17 protein-coding genes are annotated in these 21013 nt (G+C 53.1%); all 17 read left to right on the forward strand.

Annotated features, from left to right (window positions below; genetic code table 11):
- The 17 genes from rpsR (at position 1) to yycI (ending at position 21003) form a co-directional block, all read left to right on the forward strand.
- Entirely contained in the window at positions 1-273 is a 273-nt protein-coding gene (gene rpsR, locus MHH78_RS02570; protein ID WP_036699837.1) for a 30S ribosomal protein S18, read from the forward strand.
- Positions 274-800: 527 nt separating this feature from the next.
- The gene (locus MHH78_RS02575; RefSeq protein WP_341166485.1) at positions 801-2765 is read left to right on the forward strand and encodes an endonuclease MutS2; all 1965 of its coding nucleotides are present in this window, start codon (positions 801-803) and stop codon (positions 2763-2765) included.
- Between the two features lie 230 nt (positions 2766-2995).
- The gene (gene opp4A, locus MHH78_RS02580) at positions 2996-4717 is read left to right on the forward strand and encodes an oligopeptide ABC transporter substrate-binding protein (protein ID WP_341166486.1); all 1722 of its coding nucleotides are present in this window, start codon (positions 2996-2998) and stop codon (positions 4715-4717) included.
- 396 nt (positions 4718-5113) lie between these two features.
- Positions 5114-6166 (forward strand): LCP family protein, encoded by a 1053-nt coding sequence (locus tag MHH78_RS02585; RefSeq protein WP_341166487.1) that lies wholly within the window; start codon positions 5114-5116, stop codon positions 6164-6166.
- 193 nt (positions 6167-6359) lie between these two features.
- A complete protein-coding gene (locus MHH78_RS02590; RefSeq protein WP_036728036.1) occupies positions 6360-6785 on the forward strand; it encodes a CBS domain-containing protein in 426 nt (141 codons plus the stop codon).
- Between the two features lie 158 nt (positions 6786-6943).
- Positions 6944-7246, forward strand: coding sequence for a MazG-like family protein (locus MHH78_RS02595; RefSeq protein ID WP_179090524.1), 303 nt, complete (start codon positions 6944-6946; stop codon positions 7244-7246).
- A 6-nt stretch (positions 7247-7252) separates the two neighbouring features.
- A complete protein-coding gene (locus MHH78_RS02600) occupies positions 7253-8170 on the forward strand; it encodes a DUF2232 domain-containing protein (RefSeq protein WP_076081904.1) in 918 nt (305 codons plus the stop codon).
- Between the two features lie 11 nt (positions 8171-8181).
- Complete coding sequence (locus MHH78_RS02605) at positions 8182-10185, forward strand: DHH family phosphoesterase (protein WP_076081903.1); 2004 nt, start codon at positions 8182-8184, stop codon at positions 10183-10185.
- Positions 10182-10628, forward strand: a complete 447-nt coding sequence (gene rplI / locus MHH78_RS02610; protein ID WP_036728030.1) for a 50S ribosomal protein L9 — start codon at positions 10182-10184, stop codon at positions 10626-10628. The genes MHH78_RS02605 and rplI overlap by 4 nt, the downstream gene beginning before the upstream one ends.
- Before the next feature lies 1 nt (position 10629).
- On the forward strand, positions 10630-11991 hold the full coding sequence (gene dnaB, locus MHH78_RS02615) for a replicative DNA helicase (RefSeq protein ID WP_036699821.1): 1362 nt from the start codon (positions 10630-10632) through the stop codon (positions 11989-11991).
- Positions 11992-12207: 216 nt separating this feature from the next.
- Positions 12208-13494: an adenylosuccinate synthase gene (locus tag MHH78_RS02620; protein WP_076081902.1), complete on the forward strand. Its 1287-nt coding sequence runs from the start codon at positions 12208-12210 to the stop codon at positions 13492-13494.
- A 214-nt stretch (positions 13495-13708) separates the two neighbouring features.
- The gene (locus MHH78_RS02625; RefSeq protein WP_341166488.1) at positions 13709-14386 is read left to right on the forward strand and encodes a hypothetical protein; all 678 of its coding nucleotides are present in this window, start codon (positions 13709-13711) and stop codon (positions 14384-14386) included.
- Between the two features lie 253 nt (positions 14387-14639).
- Positions 14640-16190, forward strand: a complete 1551-nt coding sequence (locus MHH78_RS02630; protein ID WP_341166489.1) for a M23 family metallopeptidase — start codon at positions 14640-14642, stop codon at positions 16188-16190.
- 171 nt (positions 16191-16361) lie between these two features.
- A complete protein-coding gene (gene yycF, locus MHH78_RS02635) occupies positions 16362-17093 on the forward strand; it encodes a response regulator YycF (protein WP_036728027.1) in 732 nt (243 codons plus the stop codon).
- Positions 17093-18925, forward strand: coding sequence for a cell wall metabolism sensor histidine kinase WalK (gene walK, locus MHH78_RS02640; protein ID WP_076081899.1), 1833 nt, complete (start codon positions 17093-17095; stop codon positions 18923-18925). The genes yycF and walK overlap by 1 nt, the downstream gene beginning before the upstream one ends.
- Positions 18922-20214 carry a YycH family regulatory protein gene (locus MHH78_RS02645; protein ID WP_076081898.1) on the forward strand — a complete coding sequence of 431 codons (1293 nt, stop codon included), beginning with the start codon at positions 18922-18924 and terminating at the stop codon, positions 20212-20214. The genes walK and MHH78_RS02645 overlap by 4 nt, the downstream gene beginning before the upstream one ends.
- A gap of 48 nt (positions 20215-20262) precedes the next feature.
- Positions 20263-21003, forward strand: coding sequence for a two-component system regulatory protein YycI (yycI, locus tag MHH78_RS02650; RefSeq protein ID WP_076081897.1), 741 nt, complete (start codon positions 20263-20265; stop codon positions 21001-21003).
- Positions 21004-21013: the final 10 nt, after the last annotated feature.

The raw sequence follows: 21013 nt of genomic DNA on the forward strand, positions 1-21013 counted from the left end.
ATGGCTTTCAAACCAAGAGAAGGTGCGGACAACGACAAAAGACCGGCACGTCGTGGTGGACGCAACAAGCGTAAAAAAGTGTGCTATTTCACTGTGAACAAGATTACTCACATTGATTATAAAGACACTGAGCTTCTTAAGAAGTTCATCAGCGAACGCGGAAAGATCTTGCCGCGTCGTGTAACTGGTACAAGTGCAAAATACCAACGCGCTCTGACTATTGCTGTAAAGCGCTCGCGTCAAATCGCGCTGCTGCCTTACACAACAGAATAGGACGTTTTATGAAGCAGCCGGCTGAGCCGGCTGCTTTTTGTATGGGATAACCCATAATTGACAAACGGATTCCATCTGTAGTAAATTACAGGTATCCTATAACTAAAGGGGAAATTTTGATGTTGGTGAGCGTTCTTAACTAAGCAATTTCATATCGTTCCGGCTGTTAGCCGCCGCATGCTCTGATTTTGCCAGAGGCATGTCTTGTTGGAGTCTGTCCTGGTGACATCTCTGACTGAGTAGACCGCGGACTGCTGGAATGAATGATTTAGTTAAGAACACACGCGAAGCGTCATGATGGCCTCTTGATCCGGCTATTGTTCTCTTTGTGATTAACCGTGCTCTTGCAGCACGGTTTTTTCTGTTTTCAGGTGTCCTCCCGACGGAGTCGGGACCCTGAGGCCAAAGAGAAGCAGCAGCAATAAGAGGGCGAAGACTGCCGTGGTGGCGGTTCTTTGCCCTCATTTTTGCGTTATGCGCAGTGGATTGGGATAAGAAATATACTTGTATACAAGGAGGAATTCAGCTTGAATCTGCAAAGTCTGCACACATTGGAATATGAGACGATTAAGCAGGAATTGCTGCGTCATGCGGTATCTTATGAGGGAAGAAGGATTGTCCGTGAGCTTCAGCCGATGATCTACCTGCCGGCGATACACCGGGCGCTTGAGGAGGCGCAAGAAGCGAAAGAGCTGCTGGAACGTGGAGCCAGTGTACCGATTCCCTCGCTGGAGGGAATTGAATGGGTGCTGTCGCTGCTCGGGACCGGGTATATGTATAATGAGCAGGATTTCACTGCAGTCTCGCTGTTTCTGAACAGCTGCGGACAGCTCAGGAAATACATGGCCGCCAAGGAGCAGATAGCGCCGCGCATCGCCGCTTACGGGGCATCCCTTCAGGAGCTGAATGGGGTTCGGGACGAGATAGAACGGTGTATCCGGCTGGGCGTCATTGATGACCACGCCAGCAAAGGACTGGAACGGGTCCGCAAACGGCTGGCAGTCGCCAAGGAGCGCCTGCACCGGAAGCTGGAGAGTATCATGAACCGCCACAAATCCATTTTACAGGAAAGTCTGGTCAGTATGCGCGGCGGGCGGTATGTCATTCCGGTGAAACGGGAGTATCACAAGCAAATTAAGGGCTCGGTGCTGGATCAGTCCACCAGCGGGCAGACGGTATTCGTGGAGCCGGATGAGGTGGCCTCGTTACAGGGAGAGATCGAGCTCCTGACTGCTGACGAGGCCCGCGAGGAAGGAATAATCCTGAGTATGCTGACAGGGCTGATAGAGCAGGAGCAGGCCGCTATCCGGCTTAATATTGAGGTGACGGGCATGTATGACTTTATTTTCGCCAAAGGGAAGGTTGCCCGGGTAATGGATGCGGGGCCGGTTGCTCTGAACGAACGCGGGTATGTGAGGATGAATGGAGGCCGTCACCCCCTGCTGAAGGATATGGTGCCGGTCAGTCTGGAGCTGGGTCAGGGGTATAAATCGCTGATCGTGACCGGGCCGAATACAGGCGGCAAGACGGTGGTGCTCAAAACCCTGGGCCTGCTCGTATTAATGGCACAGTCCGGCTTGCTGGTACCGGTTGATCCCGGCAGTGACTTCGCGGTCTTCACCAATGTAATGAGCGTTATCGGAGACGGACAGAGCCTGACACAGTCCCTGAGCACCTTCTCGGCACAGATGAAGAGTATTGAAGGAATGCTCTATGATGCCGGCAGAGGCGTGCTGCTGCTGATTGATGAGCTGGCTGCCGGCACAGACCCTGGTGAAGGGTTCGCGCTGTCCATCGCGATTCTGGAGGAGCTGAACCGTAAGGGGGCTAATATCGTGGTAACGACCCACTTCAATGAGCTGAAGGCCTTCGCGGCGGCAACGGCAGGCTTCGAGAATGCACGGATGGAGTTCGATCAGAACACGCTGCAGCCGCTGTATAAGCTAACGATTGGCGAAGCTGGCGAGAGCTACGCGCTGCAGATCGCCGAGAAGCTGGGTATTGTCCATTCCGTTATCGAGCGGGCCAAACAGCTTGTGACAGAGCAGCAGGGACACAGAGGCGGCCACAGCCCGTGGAAGGACACTATCAAAGCTGCTCAGAGGGCTAAAGAAGCAGCGGAGGCTGAGATAGCTGCAAAAGCGGATAGAGCGGCTGAAGGAAAGCTGGGAAGCGTTGCATCACACGAGGCGCATACTGTAGTACCTGAATTTGCGGTAGGGGATGCTGTCTATGTCAGCTCTCTGGGGCGCACTGGAATTGTCTATGAGAAGAAGGACAGCCGGGGGAGGGTCGGAGTGATGATTCAGAAGCAGAAGCTGAGCATTAACCATAAGCGGCTGAAGCCTTATCTGTCCAAGGAAGAGCTGTATCCGGAGGATTATGATTTTGATATTATTTTTGAGAGCAAGGAGACCCGGAAGAAGCGTAAGCTGATGCGGAAAAAGCATGTGGAGGGCCTTAGCATCATCCACCCGGGAGAGGAAAATTAAGGCGCTGCTGTAGCTGAAGTCTGCCCGTCAGGGCAGGCTTTTTTCAACATCGGAAGGGTTCTTGGCTGCCCCGAAATAAATTAAACACTTCACTTTACAGTGAATATTGTATATCCTCTATAATGTGGAATAATTAATTGTCCATAATCTGCATAATAGGCATTACAGTAAAATCTAGTGTAGAAACCGCTTACATTACTGTGTGATCCAACCCGGGAGGGAAGAAATATATGTCAAACCGACTCATCGGCAGACTGATGCTACCGCTTGCGCTCTTGGTGGCATTGTCGGCATGCAGCGGGCCAAGCCCGGCCGTCAAGAATGTTGTGGCGCGCCTTAGCCAAACAGCCGATGAACCCATTACAGGCGGGACTGTGACCTTCGGCTACCCGTCCGCTTTTCAAGGGATTTTTGAACCGGCATTCTTCGAAGGAGAAGATGATTCCAATGTGCTGGAGTTCACCACTGAGGCCATGTTCACTGTGAAGGATGATTTGTCCACTGCTCCTAATATCGCCAGCTGGCAGGAGTCCGAAGATCATACGGTGTTCACATTCACCATTAAGCCCGGGGTCCGCTGGCATAACGGGGATGAGCTGACCGTGGAGGATTGGAAGTTTGCTCTGGAGACTATCGCCAGCCCGGAGTATACGGGTTCCAGATACTATAGCGTTGAGATGATCAAGGGCGCAGAAGCTTACCACCAGGGCCAGGCGAAGGAAATTACAGGGCTTAAGGTGATGGACCCGTATACGCTGCGCATTACAATGAATTCAGCACGGGTGAACATGATTGATAATCTGTGGGCCTACCCGATGAACAAGCGGTACTTCGAGGGAGTGGCTGTTAAGGACATGCCGGACAGCGATCAGGTGCGCAAGCAGCCAATTGGCACGGGTCCGTTCATGGTAACCAGCATTGTGCCGGGCCAGACGGTGGAAATGAAACGGTTCGATAATTATTACAAGGGCAGAGCGCTTCTGGACGGGATTACTTATAAGGCGATCGACAGCAAGGATATTACCGCTCTGCTTGAAGCAGGAACTGTCGATATGGCGGCTTTGCCGCGTGATGCCTATGAGGCCGCAGGGCAATTGGATAATGTAGAGATTAGGGTCACACCAGGAATGTCGTTTGAATATATCGGGTTCAAGTTTGGACACTGGGATGAGACAGACGGTCAGGTGGTCATGGATAATCCCAAGTTCAAGGATAAACGCCTGCGTAAGGCAATGTATTATGCACTTGACCGGCAAGGGATTCTAGATAAATATTCCTATGGCCTTGGGACGCTTATCGAGACACCTATCCCCAGCTCCAGCTGGGCCAAGATCGCGGATGAGGAGATCGACACCTATCCCTATTCTCCGGAAAAGGCTGGGCAGCTGCTGGATGAGGCCGGGTATCTGGATATGGACGGGGATGGACTCCGCGAAGATCCCAGCGGCAAGAAGCTCGTTATTCACTATGATGCGATGAGCGGCAGCAAGACAGCTGAGGCCCGGACGGCAGCCATTCTCCAGAATTGGCGTGATGTCGGGCTGGATGTGCGGCTCAGCGGAGGAAGCCTGAAGGAGCTGAATACCTTTTATGAAGCGGTGGAGTCGGATGATCCGGCAGTGGAGCTGTTCAACGGCGTGTGGGGACTGGCCAGCGACCCTGATCCTTCGGGCTTATGGCGCGCTGCCGATTCGTGGAATTACCCCCGGTGGACGTCGAAGCGCAGTGAGGACCTGATCCGGGAAGGGGTCAGCCTGAAGGCGTATGATAAGGACTTCCGGAAGGAAATCTATTATGAATGGCAGAAGCTGATCAATGATGAGGTTCCAATGATCTTTTTCGCTGAACGCTCGGATATTACTGCGGTGAATAAGCGCCTGCAAGGGGTAACAATGAACGCTTTAAGCAATATCATCAATCCGCAGAGCTGGTGGATTAAGGATACTGAATAGGCTAAGAGGACGGTCTGATCTGCTGTGTTAAGTGGCTGAACAGACTGTCTTTTTTTATTTTTTTTGGCTGAAAAAGAATCAAAACGCCGTTTGCTGCGTCATATACTTTATGGAATATAAGCGGCCTAAGTGTCAAAGTTGTCGTTATTTGTTGTTTCTTTTTAGTGGTGAAGTGATTACAATAGAAATATTGTTTATGTGTCAAAGCCGTTTTCCAGGTTTATTCTACAATTAGAACGACCCGAATCCCGGAAAGGGGGGAATAATACCATCTGAAGCAGGGCGGCGTACAGTAGCTAGAACAGCCCACTCATGACTGCCTTGGAAGCCCAGGCGGCCATTGTAAATAGATTACGTTCATAATATGTACATTCCACCATAAAGAAGGAATCAAAAATGATGAATAAGCTTAAAAAAATAAAGAAAAGATACATTGCGCTCATTCTGGTACTGGTGATTGCAGCCGGAGGGTTTCTGTTCCAGAAGCCGCTTGCTGTGCTGGCTTTCGACCTCTTTCTGTCAGATCAAGTAGAAGATAAGCTGGCTAAGGAATCCTATGTGCCTCTGGAGAATAACACCAGCAAGACACCGACTTCCGTTAAGGCTGAACCGGTGGCACTCAAAAGCGATCCGTTCTCTCTGATGCTTCTTGGTACAGATCAGCGGAAGAATGAAACCGCACGCTCAGATACCATGATGTATGCGGTGATCCGGCCGGAGGATTATAAAATTCTGCTGATCTCCGTTCCCCGGGATACCTACACAGAAATTATCGGATACAAGGACAATAAGAAGGATAAAATTACACATGCGTATGCGTTCGGCGGGCAGCAAATGTCCAAGGACACACTGGAAGCGCTCCTCGGCCATGATATTCAATATTATGCCACCATCAACTTTCAGGGGCTGAAGGATGCTGTCGATGCCATTGGCGGTGTGCCGCTCCCGATCAAGAAGGATATTGTCAACAAAGGCAAAGACCATGAGAAATTCACCATTAAGGCCAATAAGTCGAACTATAGCGGCGAAGAGGCACTTAACTATACCCGCTACCGTGAGGATAGCGACTTCAACCGGACCAAACGTCAACAGGTCTTTATTGATGTCGTAGCGAATAAAATGTTATCGATCAGCCAGATCGGCAATATTCCTGAGCTGCTGGATATCATGGGCGACAATTTCAAAACGGATATTCAGCCCTCGATGATCATCAGTCTCGCCAAGAAGTTCATGGGCGGCAAGGACATGGATATCTCCAGCTTCACGGTGATGGGGGAAGGCAAACGGATGGATGGGGTCTACTACGATATAGTGAACGAAGAGGATCTGAATAAAGCCAAGGCGCTGATCGACAACTGGATGAACCCCAGCACACCGGTTGACCAGCTGATTGAGCCAGGCAAGGCCGGCAATGCGCTTGAGCCTTCGGCTACACCTGCAGTACAATAAGGATCAGAACCGATTTTCTTGACCCGTTATAAAAACAGCAGCCATTCCCTCAAGGTTAATGGCTGCTGTTTACTGTCTTCATGCTATAATGGAATGGAACTTATTGCTGAGGGCAGACGTATAACTACGGTGGGCTTTAGTGCAAGGAAGGTAAAGTAGCATTCCTTCGGAATTCTTTGAGGAGGATTAAGAGATGAACATTGCGTTTTTTTTACTTCCGAAGCAGGAGGTCGCATGTGTTACCATGGATTCGACGCTGCGGCAGACCCTGGAACGGATGGAGTTTCACCGCTATACAGCAGTGCCGATCCTGAACCGCAACGGAGAATATGCGGGAACGGTTACAGAAGGTGATTTGCTCTGGTATATGAAGGAGTCGGGCGGCGCGGTCACCTTTGAGAATGCTTCCAAATTTCTGCTTAAGGATGTCCCGCTGCGGATGAACAATCTGGCGGTTTCGATTGATGCGGATATGGAAGATCTGATTAATTTGGCCAAGGTCCAGAACTTTGTACCGGTGGTCGACGACATGAAGCGGTTCATCGGCATTGTACGCCGGAGCCAGATTATTGAATACTGCGAGAAATTTGTCTCACGGCAATCGCTCGAATCGTTATAAGGTACCAAGGCCTGTATTTCCGGCGAAGCGGAATGCGGGCCTTTTTTGAAAGATGGAAGGCGGTATTCAGGGGCGGCAGGCGTCCGTGTGGCTCGGAAATTTTTATGCTATAATGGAGAATAATGCTTTTTGCCGGAGGTAGAGAGACAGTGCCCAATGTGCCGAAGGATCTGGATGTGGCCAAACGCGCCAAGGTAATTGAGTGGTTAAAGACGGAAGTTATTGATCAAGTCTCAAGGTTGTTCAAAGCGCTGTGGGAAGGCAGTACCACGCGTGTCGGCGACAGTCTGGCCAGCCTGATTATGAGCTCGTACATCTTGGGGCGCAGACTCGGTATCCCTTATCGCGAGCTGGATGATTTACTGCTGGAGAAGCTGAGAAAGCACAGGCAGGAGGGCCATCAGCTGGAAGAATGGTACCAGGATATATCTGCATTAGAAGAACATATGCGTAAGAGGTGAATACTGTTGAAATTTCGCTGGACATCTGTGGCTTGGAGCGTAGCTTATCTGTTGCTGCTGTTATCCCTGTCAACCCCGCTTTTGCTTATTACAACATTCTTTATGATTATTCCGGCCATAGTGCTCTTTACGACCCTTAACACCAAGCAGTTCATTCTGCATCTGTTACCGGTTCTGCTGATTGTGGGCCTGATTACCCCGATGTATATCCTGATTGCGGCTTATTTCTTAATCCCGGCCCTTGTGATGGGACGATGGTACAAGAAGCGTGCTTCAGCGATTTCTACACTGATTGCCGGTATGGTCGCTATACTAGCTGAATTCCTGCTGATCCTGCTGATCAGTACGACGTTCCTTAAGTTCAACTTGTACGACTATGTCTATGATGTTCTGAAGACCTATGCAGACTGGCTGGCAAGTATGGGGGCAAGCAATCCGCTGCTGTCCGAGATCGCCCTCTCCTCCGATCAGATTGGCCAGATGAGCTGGCTGACGATCCAGGCGATACCGATGACGCTGATCCTCAGTGCGTTCGTGATTGCGGTCATTACCCATTCCATTGTCCGCCCTATACTGAACAGTATGGAATATGCGGTGCCCAAGCTGAAGCCGGCGCGGGAATGGAGACTGGCCAGAGCGTTCATCTGGTATTATCTGCTTGGCGTCGTAATCAGCCTGCTGTTCGGCGGTGCCGACAGCGGCTTCATGCTAATGGTCTCGGCCAATCTGCTGCCGCTGCTGCAGATTGCGTTCAAGATTCAGACCATCGGCTTCCTCTTCTTCCTGGTGCATGAACGGAAGTGGAGCAAGATCATCGCTCTTCTGCTGGCAATCCCTGTTATTGCTCTGCCGGGATTCTGGATTATTGGTGTGGTGGACCTGGCGTTTCCGCTGCGGGAGCTTGTGAAGAAATCGAAACGATAGGGTGAGGGCTCATGCCAAAATTTCTGCAAAGACGCTGGCACGGCTATCATACCGTGTGGGCGTTCTTACTGCTGCTGGTCCTGATTATAGTAGTGAGTATCTATAACTGGGTCCTCGGTGTTGCCAGCCTCTTCCTGGCCGGCACATTGTGTTTCACCATGCTGCAGGCCGAGCTGTCGTTCCGCCGCAACCTTGTAGATTATATCAACGGCCTGTCCTTCCGCATCAAGCGGGTGGAGGGAGAGGCTGTAAGCATGCTTCCGCTCGGAATTATCCTGTACAGTGAGGACCGGGCGGTGGAATGGCATAACCGGAATGCCGGCCAGATCTTCTCCCGCAAGTCTCTTGTGGGTGAAGATATGCAGGAGCTGATGCCTGAGGTTATGGCTTCTCTGCAGAACCTGCCGTCCAAGCGGGAACCGGTTAAGGAAGGGGTATTGAAGGAGCAGCGCCATGAACTTACAGTGGATGACCGTTATTATGAGGTCGTGGTGATTCCAAGCGAACGGCTGCTGTATTTATTCGATATTACCGAGCTTGTGGTGCTGCGTGAGCGGTATGAGGAAGAGAAGCTGGCGATTGGAATTGTCATGATGGATAATCTGGATGAGGCCGCCCAGGGGATGGATGATCAGCAGCGTACTTCGCTAATCGCCAAGGTTGCCAGTGAGATTACCGAGTGGAGTAAGCAATTCGAGGTATATCTGCGCCGTTTGTCTTCCGAGCGGTACCTGATGCTGTTGAATCACCGCAGCCTTCAGGCCCTGGAGGAGAGCAGGTTCGTGGTGCTGGATGAGGTCCGTGAGATGACGGCAGACCTCAAGGTGCCGATGACGCTGAGCATAGGCCTTGCCTACGGCTCGGAATCGGCCAGTGAGCTGGGAGCGCTTGCCCAGTCGAGTCTGGACATGGCGCTCGGCAGAGGCGGGGACCAGGCCGCTGTGAAGGCGGGCCAGCGGCTCTCCTTCTACGGCGGCAAGACCAATGCCGCCGAGAAACGCACCCGCGTCCGGGCGCGGGTGATCGCCCACGCCCTGCGGGATCTGATGCAGGAGAGCGACCGGGTGCTGATTATGGGGCACCGGATACCGGATATTGACGCGGTGGGGGCGGCGATTGGCCTGCTTAAGGCGGCACAGATGTACAATGTGGAAGCCAGCATTGTGATGGAGACGCCGAATCCTTCGATTACCCGGATGATGGAGGAGATCCGCAAGGATGAGGCGCTCTACAAGACCTTCATCACGCCAGAGCAGGCTCTCCAGATGATGACGGAGCATACGCTGCTCATTGTTGTGGATACACACAAGGCTTCCATGACTATGGAGCCGAGGCTGGTGCAGGTTGCCAGCCGGATTGTGGTGGTTGACCATCACCGCCGGGGTGAGGAGTTCATCAATGACGCTGTGCTCGTGTATCTGGAGCCGTATGCGTCATCGACCTGTGAGCTGGTGACGGAGCTGCTGCAGTACATTCATGACAAGATTAAGCTCAGCCCGCTGGAGGCCACGATGCTACTGGCCGGGATCACGGTCGATACGAAGCATTTCGCGCTGCATACAGGCTCGCGGACCTTCGAAGCGGCCGGGTTCCTGCGCCGGGTCGGGGCGGATACGATTCTCATTCAGCGTATGCTGAAGGAGGATCTGCAGGAGTATATCTCGAAGGCGGAGATCATCAAGCATGCGCGTATGGTGTATGACCAGATCGCACTGGTGGTCACACAGCCCGGGATGAAGATTCCGCAGCTGCTGATCGCCCAGACGGCGGATACGCTGCTTGGGATGACGAATGTGGTGGCATCCTTCGTCATCAGTGAACGTCCTGACGGCCTGATCGGCATCAGCGCCCGTTCTCTGGGTCGGATGAATGTGCAGGTAGTCATGGAGAAGCTGGGCGGCGGCGGACATCTGTCCAACGCGGCTGTACAGCTTGAAGGAACAACCAAAGAAGCGGAAGCCAGACTGCTCGCAGTGCTGGCCGAAATTGAAGCGAAAGAGGGGTTATTTGAATGAAGGTCATATTCTTGAAGGATGTTAAAGGTCAAGGCAAGAAGGGGCAGGTTAAAGAGGTGTCGGAGGGCTATGCAGCCAATTTCCTGCTGCCGCGCGGGCTGGTTCGTCCGGCTACAGACGGTAATGTGAAGACACTGGAGAACCAGGCGGCAGCCGAACAGCGCCGCAAGGACCAGGAGAAGGAGGAAGCGGTACAGCTGGGCAAGAAGCTGGATGAGCTGACCCTGACTCTAAAGGCCAAAGCAGGCGAAGGCGGCCGTCTCTTCGGCGCTATTACCAGCAAGCAGATCGGCGAGACACTGGCAGCTACTCAGGGCATCGTCATCGACAAGCGCAAAATTGAGCTGAGCGATTCGATCCGCCATGTAGGCACGTTCCAGGCAACAGTTAAGCTGCATACTGAAGTAAAGGCTAACCTCACGGTTCAGGTAACGGAGGAGTAGGATGGGTGGAGATCTCTTTTTCGATCGGGTTCCCCCGCAGAATCTGGAGGCAGAACAGGCCGTACTGGGTGCAGTTCTACTGTCGGATGAGGCGCTAATTACCGCGATGGAGCGGGTGAATACCGAAGACTTCTACGACAAACCGCATCAGATGATATTTGAGGCGATGGTGCAGCTCGGAGAAGAGAGCCAGCCGATTGACCTGATTACATTGACATCCCGGCTCCAGGATAAAGGGGAGCTTGAGGATATCGGCGGTGTCAGCTATCTGGCGAAGCTGGCGCATGCGGTGCCGACTGCGGCCAACGTCGATTATTACGCCCAGATTATTGAAGAGAAGGCGATGCTGCGGCGGCTGATCCGCACAGCCACGCAGATTGTCAGCGAAGGCTATACCGGCGGCGAAGACGTAGGCATTATGCTGAGTGACGCCGAGCGGCGAATCCTGGAGATCTCGAACCGCCGCAGCGGCAGCGGGTTCATTGCCATCCGCGATGTGCTCATGCAGGTATTCGACCGGGTCGAGCTGCTCCATCAGAATAAAGGCGGAACCTCGGGGATTCCAACCGGGTTCGTTGACCTGGACCATATGACGAACGGCTTTCAGCGCAATGACTTGATTATTGTGGCGGCCCGTCCTTCCGTCGGGAAGACGGCCTTCGCTCTGAATATCGCGCAGAATGTGGCGGTGCGGGCGAAGGAGACGGTAGCCATCTTCAGTCTGGAAATGTCGGCGCCCCAGCTGGTTCAGCGTATGATCTGCGCAGAGGCCAATCTGGACGCCAATATTATGCGGACCGGTGATTTCAAGAGCGATGATGACTGGTCCAAGCTCACGATGGGCATCCAGTCGCTGTCCGAGTCCGAAATCTACATCGACGACACTCCGGGCATCACAGTTACCGATATCCGGGCGAAATGCCGCCGGCTCAAGAAGGAAAAGGGACTCGGAATGATTGTCATCGACTACCTGCAGCTGATCCAGGGCCGGGGCAAGGCCGGCGAGAACCGCCAGCAGGAGGTATCGGAAATCTCCCGTACTCTGAAGCAGATCGCCCGTGAGCTTGACGTTCCGGTTATTGCCTTGTCCCAGCTCAGCCGCGGTGTGGAGCAGCGCCAGGACAAACGGCCGATGATGAGTGACCTTCGTGAATCAGGCTCGATCGAGCAGGATGCCGATATCGTAGCGTTCCTGTACCGTGATGATTATTACAATCAGGATACCGAGAAGAAGAACATTATCGAAATTATTATTGCCAAGCAGCGTAACGGTCCGGTAGGGACGGTGGAGCTTGTGTTCCTCAAGAACTTCAACAAGTTCGTCAACTACGAGCGGGCGCATGCAGAACCATTTGCAGGTTAGGCAAACTTCGCACAATACACGAACGATTGCACATTTCAGTCTGTGATCGTTCGTTTTTATTTGACTTTAAAAAGTGCCGCTGTTACACTGATTATTGTGCTTTGGCGGCCTGCCCGCCTGGTGTCCGGAGGGCTGCGTACAAGATGAAGCGCGTACAGAGCCCCTATGATAAGCGGAAAAATAATGGTGCTTGCTAGCACCTACGGAGGAATGTACATGTCAACGGTAGTCGTCGTGGGAACACAATGGGGAGACGAAGGCAAAGGCAAGATCACGGATTTTCTGGCGGAAAGTGCAGATGTGGTCGCCCGGTATCAAGGGGGTAACAATGCCGGTCACACGATTCTGATTGACGGAAAGAAGTTCAAGCTGAGCTTGATTCCATCTGGTGTATTTTATAAAGAGAAGACTTGTGTTATCGGCAACGGAATGGTCATTAACCCGGAAGCGCTGATCCAAGAAATTAATTATATTCATGACAATGGCTTCGATACGAAGAACCTGGTAATCAGCGATCGTGCGCATGTCATTATGCCTTATCATATGGTGCTGGATGCGCTTGAGGAAGACCGCAAAGGCCCGAACAAAATCGGTACAACACGCAAGGGGATCGGCCCGTGCTACATGGATAAGGCTGCCCGTAACGGCATCCGGATTGCCGATCTGATGGACGCTGAGGAATTCGAGCTGAGACTTCGTCCATTGATGGAAGAGAAGAATCAGGTGATCACTCAGGTATACGGCGCTGAGCCGCTGAATGTGGAAGAGATTCTGACCAAATATCTGGAGTATGCAGAAGTGCTGCGCGGCTATGTAACCGATACTTCGGTGGTACTGAATGATGCGATTGATGCGGATTCCCGGGTGCTGTTCGAAGGTGCGCAGGGCGTGATGCTCGATATCGACCAGGGAACTTATCCGTTCGTTACTTCATCGAATCCTTCGGCTGGCGGCGTCTGCATCGGTTCGGGCGTGGGCCCGTCCAAGATCAAGCAGGTTATCGGTGTGGCGAAGTCTTATACTACCCGCGTTGGAGACGGCCCGTTCCCTACAGAGCTGAACGATGCTACCGGTGATTATATTCGCGAGACCGGGCATGAGTACGGAACCGTAACCGGACGCGCCCGCCGAGTGGGCTGGTTCGACAGTGTGGTTGTGCGTCACGCCCGCCGCGTCAGCGGAATCACCGGCCTGTCGCTGAACTCGCTGGATGTCCTGAGCGGTCTTGAGACTGTGAAGATCTGCACCGGCTACAAGTACCGTGGAGATATTATCACACATTACCCGGCAAGCCTGAAAATGCTGGCAGAGTGTGAAGCGGTCTACGAGGAGCTTCCAGGCTGGAGTGAGGACATCACTGGGGCGAAGACGCTGGAGGATCTGCCGGCCAACACACGCAAATACGTGGAACGTGTATCGGAACTGACGGGGATTCCGATCTCGATCTTCTCTGTGGGCCGCAACCGTGAACAGACTAATCAAGTACTGCCAATCTATATCTAGACTGAAGCAGAACTAAATAGATATGTATAGGAGCAGGGGCCTCGGTGAGGCTCCTGTTTCTGTATGTTCTGATGTTTTTTTAGCAGGTTAATCAGCTTTAATGTGCTTCGGGGACGTTTCCCGGACGTTGTTCTAGTCAATACTGTGAGAATGGGATCATAGCGAACCGATTCTTCTGAGGTTGAATAGAGCAGGGTGTAAGGGAGTGATGTTGGTGAAAATAGTGAAGCGTGCGCTGAGCATCTGCCTGATTGTGGTGCTGGCGAGCGGCCTGTCCATGCTGACAACGGCCTATGTGGTGAATACGTATATCCAGTCGGTGCTGGCCAGCTTCGATATCAAGCTGGACGGGCCGGGGCCGGGAATCGGCGGCTTTGTGAAGAGTCTGACCGGTATGGGCGGCAGCGGGGCTGCTCCCAAGGAGAATTCCAAAGCGGCCTCAAGCGAGACTAAAAACTCCAATAAGGAGGCTGATTCAAGCAAGACGGAGGTAGAGAAGAAGGACAGCAGTGGCGGAAAAGCCGGGAATCTTCAAGAGAAATCGGTAGACGAGACGGTGCCCGATAATGCACTGCCTGTGATGGGACAAGCCGCTTCGGGAGAAGAACAGAGTGAGCAGGGGCTGGACCAGAATCTGGTGATGACGCCGGAGGCTATGAATGATCTAAAGGAGAACCTGCCTGCTAATGCGAAATCCAATATCTTCAATATTCTGATGAATAAGCTTCCCCAGGAGGAGATGATCAAGATCTCTGCTGCCCTGGAGGGCGGCTTGACAGAGAGCGAAGTAACGGAACTGCAGGGTATCATTGCGAAGTACGTAGATGAGGATGAATATAAGGCGCTGATGAAAATGCTTACACCAGATAGCGGAGGGACGAATCAGAATTAAAATTGTCATTTTTTGGACAAGATTTCGCCGTTTAAAACGCATATTTTGGGAATAAACCCGCGAAATTGGCGGGTTTTGCTATGGGAGCAAAGTTGAAATTTTTCTTCAGGCTATGGTACAGTAAAAAAGGACTAATAAGGGTTAATATTTTGTAACCTTTTTCGTATGCGTCATACAGTCATATTCGTACTCATGCAAATCGGATGCGCGAAGCATATACATTCTTGTTTTTACAGCCGAAAGGGAGAGTTTCATGAAAGGATTTAAGTTTATACGCCGGATGGGGAACCTGCGGAACCGTGCAGAAGCATCCGCAGGATCTGGTGCAGCAGGTGAACAAGGTAAGGATGCAATGACTTCGGGTGAATCCCGTGTCTTTCAGCCGGAGATGAAATCCCGCCGCCGGCGTTCATGGATACTGGCTTCTGCCGGTCTGGTTCTGCTGACCACCTTCCTGGTGGGGGCACAGAAGAAGCAGGTAGCAGCGAATACAGTAACCTATTACAAAGTGCTGGTGAACGGTGAGGAGATTGGAGCGCTGAACCAGGAGGCGGATTTGAACAAGCTGTTCGAGGAGAAGAGACGGGAATATCAGCTCAAGTATCCTGAATCTGTGATGGTACTACAGACCGACGGTATTACGACCGAGGCCCAGCGGGCTTACAAGCCGGAAATTAACAGCGAGGCTACACTGGACAAGCTGGATGGTATGCTCAAGGCTTATGCCGTAGGCGTACAACTGGCTGTGGATGGGGAACCACTCGGGATTGTGAAGGATCAGGAGACGGCGGCGGCGGTGCTTCAGGCCGTTAAGTCGCATTACGCTCCGCAGAAGGCGGCAGCTCCGGGTGCGAAGCTGAAGAAGACAGCGGCCAAGGCGGGAGCGGCTGGTTCAGCCGCCAATGATCAGGTGGAGTCAGTCAAGATCCGGGAGGAAGTTAACATTGTTCCGGTGAAGGCAGATCCCAATAAGGTGCTTAGTGTAGAAGAGGCAGTGAAGGTGCTGACCGAAGGCAGGGAGGCGCCGCTGCGCTATGCGGTTCAAGAAGGCGACACAGTCTCCGCTATTGCTTCCCGGTTCAATATCACTCAGGCGGAGATTTTCCGCAATAATCCCGAGGTGAAGGAGCTTAGTCTGCAGATTGGGGATGAATTGCAGCTAACGGTGCCACAGCCTGACCTAACGGTAGTGACCGTAGAACAGGTAACTGAAGAGGTGGTCACGGAGCCTGAGGTTATTATCCGCAAGAGTGACCAGCTGCCGGCAGGCAAGCGGAAGGTAGTCCGCCCCGGACAAACCGGGCTCAAAACGATGAAGTACAGGCTGACCAAAGAGAACGGACAGGTGGTTCAGGAGGAGTGGCTGGGCCAGAGCGTAGTGAAGGCTTCTCTGCCTGAAGTGGTCTATTCCGGCACCAAGGTTGTAGGTGAAGGAACAGGAATGTTCGCCTGGCCGGTTAGCGGAGCGATGATCTCCAGCAGCTACGGCGAGCGTTGGGGACGCACACACAAGGGAGTCGATCTGGTATCGGGCAACCGCACGATCAAGGCTGCGGACGCTGGGACGGTCAGCTTCGCTGGTGTGCAGAACGGGTACGGCAATGTGGTGATCGTTAACCATAACAACGGATACGTTACGTACTATGGGCATTTAAGCAGTATTTCGGTCTCTACCGGACAGAAGCTGGGACAGGGCAGCCCCATCGGAATTATGGGCAACACCGGCCGCTCCACGGGGACGCATCTGCATTTCGAGATCCGCAAGAACGGGACGGCCATCAATCCAATGAAATACCTGAAGTAATGGATAAGAGCTAGACCACCATTCTATAATTCTTCTCTGCCGTCCGGATCATTTCGGGCGGTTTTTATTTCTCTTTGAACTGGCATCTTATATAGATGTGACGCTAAGGCAGGTATGTTAAAATAAAGGAATCAGGGTTTCGAGTATCGTTAGAAAGGTGAAGCTGAGCATATGCAAATGGGAACGATTCTTGTAGTGGATGACGAACAACCTATTGCTGATATATTGAAATTCAATCTGGAAAAAGAGGGCTACGAGGTCATCTGCGCCTTCGACGGCAACAGTGCAGTGGAGCTGGCTCTGTCCAAGCGTCCCGATCTGATGCTGCTGGATCTCATGCTGCCCGGCAAGGACGGAATGGATGTCTGCCGTGAGGTGCGCTCTGCCCATCTGGATATTCCTATCATTATGCTTACCGCCAAGGATGGGGAGATTGATAAAGTGCTGGGTCTGGAGCTTGGTGCGGATGATTATGTGACTAAGCCGTTCAGTACCCGTGAGCTGCTGGCCAGGGTTAAGGCCCAAATGCGGCGCCAGCATAAGCCGTCCCCGTCGGAAGCGCCGAGTGAGACAGTGGAGAGCAAGCAGGGGGTCTATCATTTCGGATTATTCATTGATACGGATATGTACATGGTCTACAAGGATAGTGAGCCGCTGGATCTGACACATCGTGAATATGAGCTGCTCTATTACATGATCCGCCATGCGGGCAAGGTAATGACCCGGGAGCATCTGCTGCAGGCTGTGTGGGGCTTCGAATATTTCGGCGATGTGCGGACGGTGGATGTGACCATCCGCCGGCTCAGAGAAAAAATTGAGGAGAATCCCAGTAAGCCGGAGTATATTCATACCCGGCGCGGACTCGGTTATTTGATGCATAGCCCCAAAAACGGAGGGTTGTAATGAAGGCACTGTCCTTTTTCCGGACGATTCAGGCCAGGCTTATCGTAATCTATGTGCTGCTGATTCTGATTGCGATGCAGCTGATTGGCGTATACTTTGTCAGCTCGATGAAGAACTCGCTGACGGATAACTTCACCAAGGATCTGAAGGCCCGGGCCGAGATGCTCTCGATCCTCACCGCTGACAAACTCGGCAGTGAGACAGGAACAGCCGATGAGGAGTCGGCGGTGGAGAGCCTGCGCGGCATGGTGAATAATCTGTATATCAATGGTGCAGAAATTCAGGTGCTGGATGCGAGCGGCAAGATTATTACCACCTCGATCCCTTCACAGAATGACTATGTCGGCCAGCGGAACACGCAGACCGTGGTCAGCCGCGCCTTGCAGGGGATCAGCGATAATGAGGAATATATCATCGCTGATGATAATGTGCGCAAGAAGGTAGTAGCGAAGCCGGTAATTTCCGGTGATAAGGTGGTAGGCGCCATCTATATAGCTGCCGATATGAAAGACTTATATGCCACCATGAGCCGGATTAACAGTGTGTTCCTCTCGGGGCTGCTGCTGGCGCTGGCGTTGACGGCCGTACTGGGTGTCATTCTGGCCCATACGATCACACATCCGATTAAGGAGATGACCAAGCATGCCACGGCTGTGGCCGAAGGGCGCTTCAACCGGAAGGTTCCTGTGTTCGGCAATGATGAGATTGGCCAGCTGAGCCAGGCCTTCAACTATATGACGGACCGGCTGCGCGAGGCGCTGCTGCAGAACGAAGAGGAGAAGGAGAAGCTGTCGTCCATTCTCGCCAATATGAGTGACGGTGTCGTAGCCACAGACGAGAGCGGCGCGGTGATTCTGATGAATACGCGCGCTGCCCTGATGCTGGGCGCGGAAGGACCGCTTCCGGCAGGAGCCTCGCTTGGCGGGCTGCTGGGCCTGGAGCCTGAGCAGTCTGTCTCGGTAACTCAGGGCGTTCCCCAGTCGGCCATGCTCCATCTGTCTCCCATGGTCGGAGAGGACCCCAATATTGTGCGGGTGACCTTCACCCCGATTCACCGCCGCGAAGGCGGACGGATCGCCGGGACGATTGCGGTGCTGCAGGATGTTACGGAGCAGGAGAATCTGGAGGAGTCCCGCCGGGAGTTCGTGGCGAACGTGTCGCATGAACTGCGGACGCCGCTTACGACGATCAAGAGCTATGCGGAGGCGCTGGATGACGGCGCACTTGAAGATCCGCAGCTTGCCGTGCGGTTCGTCGGCGTTATCCGCAATGAGACGGAGCGCATGATCCGGCTGGTTACGGATCTGCTGCATCTGTCGCGGCTTGATTCTAAGGAATCCAGCCTGCGCATTCAGCAGACGGATATCACCGAGATGCTGGAGGATGTGGCGGACCGCTTCTCCTTCCAGATCCGCCAGAAGCGGATTCACATCAGCACCAGGGTGCGTAAGGATGTCGCTACAGCCTGGCTGGACCGCGACCAGATTGATCAGGTGCTGGGCAATCTGGTCTCCAATGCCCTCAAGTATACGCCGGAAGGCGGGACGATCCAGCTGGAGGCGCATAAGAACGAGGACGGCATGCTGGCCGTGTCTGTCCGTGACTCTGGTATAGGGATTCCGAAGAAGGATATTGAGCGGATCTTTGAACGCTTCTACCGGGTGGATAAGGCACGCTCGCGGAACATGGGCGGAACAGGTCTGGGGCTGTCCATTGCCCGGGAAATTGTCAAAGCCCACGGCGGCTCCATCTCCCTGCAGTCGGAGCTGAATGAGGGCTCGCTGGTCACGTTCACACTGCCTTTGATGAAGCAAAGGGGGAGTGAGGCGTGAAGGAGAGAATCAAGTCATGGATGCTGGTCCTGCTTATACTCGGAAGTCTCGTGGAGAGCTATTACCTGATCTACAGGCTGCCGGGCAGCGACTCGGCGGTGTTGTCGAAGACCCTATATGTGAAGACGGATAATATGGGACTGAAGGAAAAGGTGGAGAACCTGCTCTACCCCGATAAAATGATTATTCATATGGGCGGGGACAAGCATACGCTGTTCTACCCCAGCTCCACCTTCTATAATCTGATTATGAACCGCCTGAAGGGCCGCAGCTTCGAGAGCTTCCAGCGGCGGTCCGTACAGGATTTCGACTGGGACAAGATCCGCAGCGAGAATCCGGGCATTGAGCTGTCGTTCGGGGCAGGCATTCCGGTAACGCTGCTGCAGCGGGTCATGCAGATCTCGCCGGATTCGCTGTTCGAGGGGGAGAGCATTGACCGGATCTGGATCTACAATATCAAAAATGACTCCAAAGCCCATGTCATCTTCTTCAGCACACGCGGGGATATTGTGTACGAGGCGGCCAAGGCCGATCTTACGGTTCAGGATGTGCAGCAGCATGTGGACTTCGGCAAGAATCTGACTCTGTATACAGCCGTGAACGGTGAGTATTATGTCCCTGAGGCGGATGTTCCGCTGGTTAAAGTCGTGATGCCTGCGGGTATGTATACCATTGAGCAAATGCAAAGCAATTTGTTCTTCGATGCAGGCAATACAAGATACATTCCTGAGAAGGACGGTTCCAAAATTTACACGGACAGCAAACGCAGCCTGCAGGTGGACCAGGAGCAGAACTGGATGAGTTATAGCGACCCGGCTGCACTGCCGGATGGCGACAGCACACCGGCAAAGGATGCGCTGGAGGCGGTGGAATTCGTCAATAACCATGGCGGCTGGAACGGAACCTACAGGCTGGCTGCTACGGAGGAGGGCCGGCAGGACCGCAAGGTTTCTTTTCAACAATATTATGGCGCTTATCCGTCCGGCTCCTATCCGATCATGAGCAATCCGCAGCTTCAGTATGGCGTAATTCATCTGGAGCTCCAGCAGGGAACGGTCTCTTCCTATGAGCGCTCCCTGATGTATACGAATGAGGACAAGTCTGAGAAGACCATTGTCGAGCTGCCCGGCGGCGAACTGCTGAAGCAGCGGCTGGCGCAGATCGGCAGCTCCTTGCGGATCATTGAGCTTACGCCTGCCTATATGCCTGCGCTGGCCGGGGAGAAGCTGCAGCTTCATCCCGTCTGGCGGGTTACGCTTAGCGATGGCAGTGAGCTTACATTGAATTAGGGCGGAGTTAAGCCAAGCGGACAGAATACCGATTTGAGGAGGGACGTTATGGACTGGGGAAGGGCCAAGAGTGTATTGATATATGCCTTTCTGGTGCTGAATCTGCTGCTGTGCTATCAGCTATGGATCGATGTGCGCGATCAGGTCAGTGCGGGACTTGACTTCACTTCCCTGTCCGCAGAGACTCAGGCGGTGATGGAGGAGAAGAACATCCGGCTGCTGTGCCCGATTCCGGCTGCCACTCCGCAGCTGCCTGATATCACGTACCGTTATTCGGCCGAAGAGCAGAATGAACTGCCTGTGAAGCTTAAGGAGCCGATCGACAGCAAGCTGATGTACTCCTCGTTCTCGGAGCTTAGCAATCTGCTGAAGAGCCAGATTCCCGACATTGCCAATTACCGGTTCGATTCACAGGAGAGTGAGGTCGGTAAGTTCGTCCTCCATCCGCTGGTGGATAACAAGTGGTCTCTGTTCAGAGTGCGGCTGGAGCTGATTAACAGTGACCAGAAGATTGTGGCCTACCGCTGGCCGAAGATTGAGATCGCAGCAAGCCGGAGCGAGGATCTGCAGAAGGTGCTCCCGGCTTCGCAGGCGCTTAGCAGTCTGATCGAGAAGTATTTTCCTGCGGGTTCTGCAGTGAAGGAGATTGAGCTGGGCTATTATGGCGAGCTGTTCAACTCCGAGAGCCAGGTGGCTTCGCCGATGTGGCGGTTCATGCTGGAGGACGGCAGCGCTTATTATATGGATGCGATCAGTGCGGACATTATCAGTCCGAAGACAACAGAGTAGAAGGAGCAGG

Origin of the sequence: Paenibacillus sp. FSL H3-0333 (genome assembly GCF_038002805.1) — a bacterium.
In the GTDB taxonomy this organism is placed as follows: domain Bacteria; phylum Bacillota; class Bacilli; order Paenibacillales; family Paenibacillaceae; genus Paenibacillus_AQ; species Paenibacillus_AQ silagei.

What these genes read in the sequence shown, in the direction of transcription:
- dnaB (WP_036699821.1), top strand. Translation starts at nt 10,630, where the DNA reads ATGGGTGGAGATCTCTTTTTCGATCGGGTTCCCCCGCAGAATCTGGAG.
- MHH78_RS02630 (WP_341166489.1), top strand. Translation starts at nt 14,640, where the DNA reads ATGAAAGGATTTAAGTTTATACGCCGGATGGGGAACCTGCGGAACCGT.
- opp4A (WP_341166486.1), top strand. Translation starts at nt 2,996, where the DNA reads ATGTCAAACCGACTCATCGGCAGACTGATGCTACCGCTTGCGCTCTTG.
- rplI (WP_036728030.1), top strand. Translation starts at nt 10,182, where the DNA reads ATGAAGGTCATATTCTTGAAGGATGTTAAAGGTCAAGGCAAGAAGGGG.
- rpsR (WP_036699837.1), top strand. Translation starts at nt 1, where the DNA reads ATGGCTTTCAAACCAAGAGAAGGTGCGGACAACGACAAAAGACCGGCA.
- MHH78_RS02605 (WP_076081903.1), top strand. Translation starts at nt 8,182, where the DNA reads ATGCCAAAATTTCTGCAAAGACGCTGGCACGGCTATCATACCGTGTGG.
- walK (WP_076081899.1), top strand. Translation starts at nt 17,093, where the DNA reads ATGAAGGCACTGTCCTTTTTCCGGACGATTCAGGCCAGGCTTATCGTA.
- MHH78_RS02590 (WP_036728036.1), top strand. Translation starts at nt 6,360, where the DNA reads ATGAACATTGCGTTTTTTTTACTTCCGAAGCAGGAGGTCGCATGTGTT.
- MHH78_RS02585 (WP_341166487.1), top strand. Translation starts at nt 5,114, where the DNA reads ATGATGAATAAGCTTAAAAAAATAAAGAAAAGATACATTGCGCTCATT.
- MHH78_RS02620 (WP_076081902.1), top strand. Translation starts at nt 12,208, where the DNA reads ATGTCAACGGTAGTCGTCGTGGGAACACAATGGGGAGACGAAGGCAAA.
- yycF (WP_036728027.1), top strand. Translation starts at nt 16,362, where the DNA reads ATGCAAATGGGAACGATTCTTGTAGTGGATGACGAACAACCTATTGCT.
- yycI (WP_076081897.1), top strand. Translation starts at nt 20,263, where the DNA reads ATGGACTGGGGAAGGGCCAAGAGTGTATTGATATATGCCTTTCTGGTG.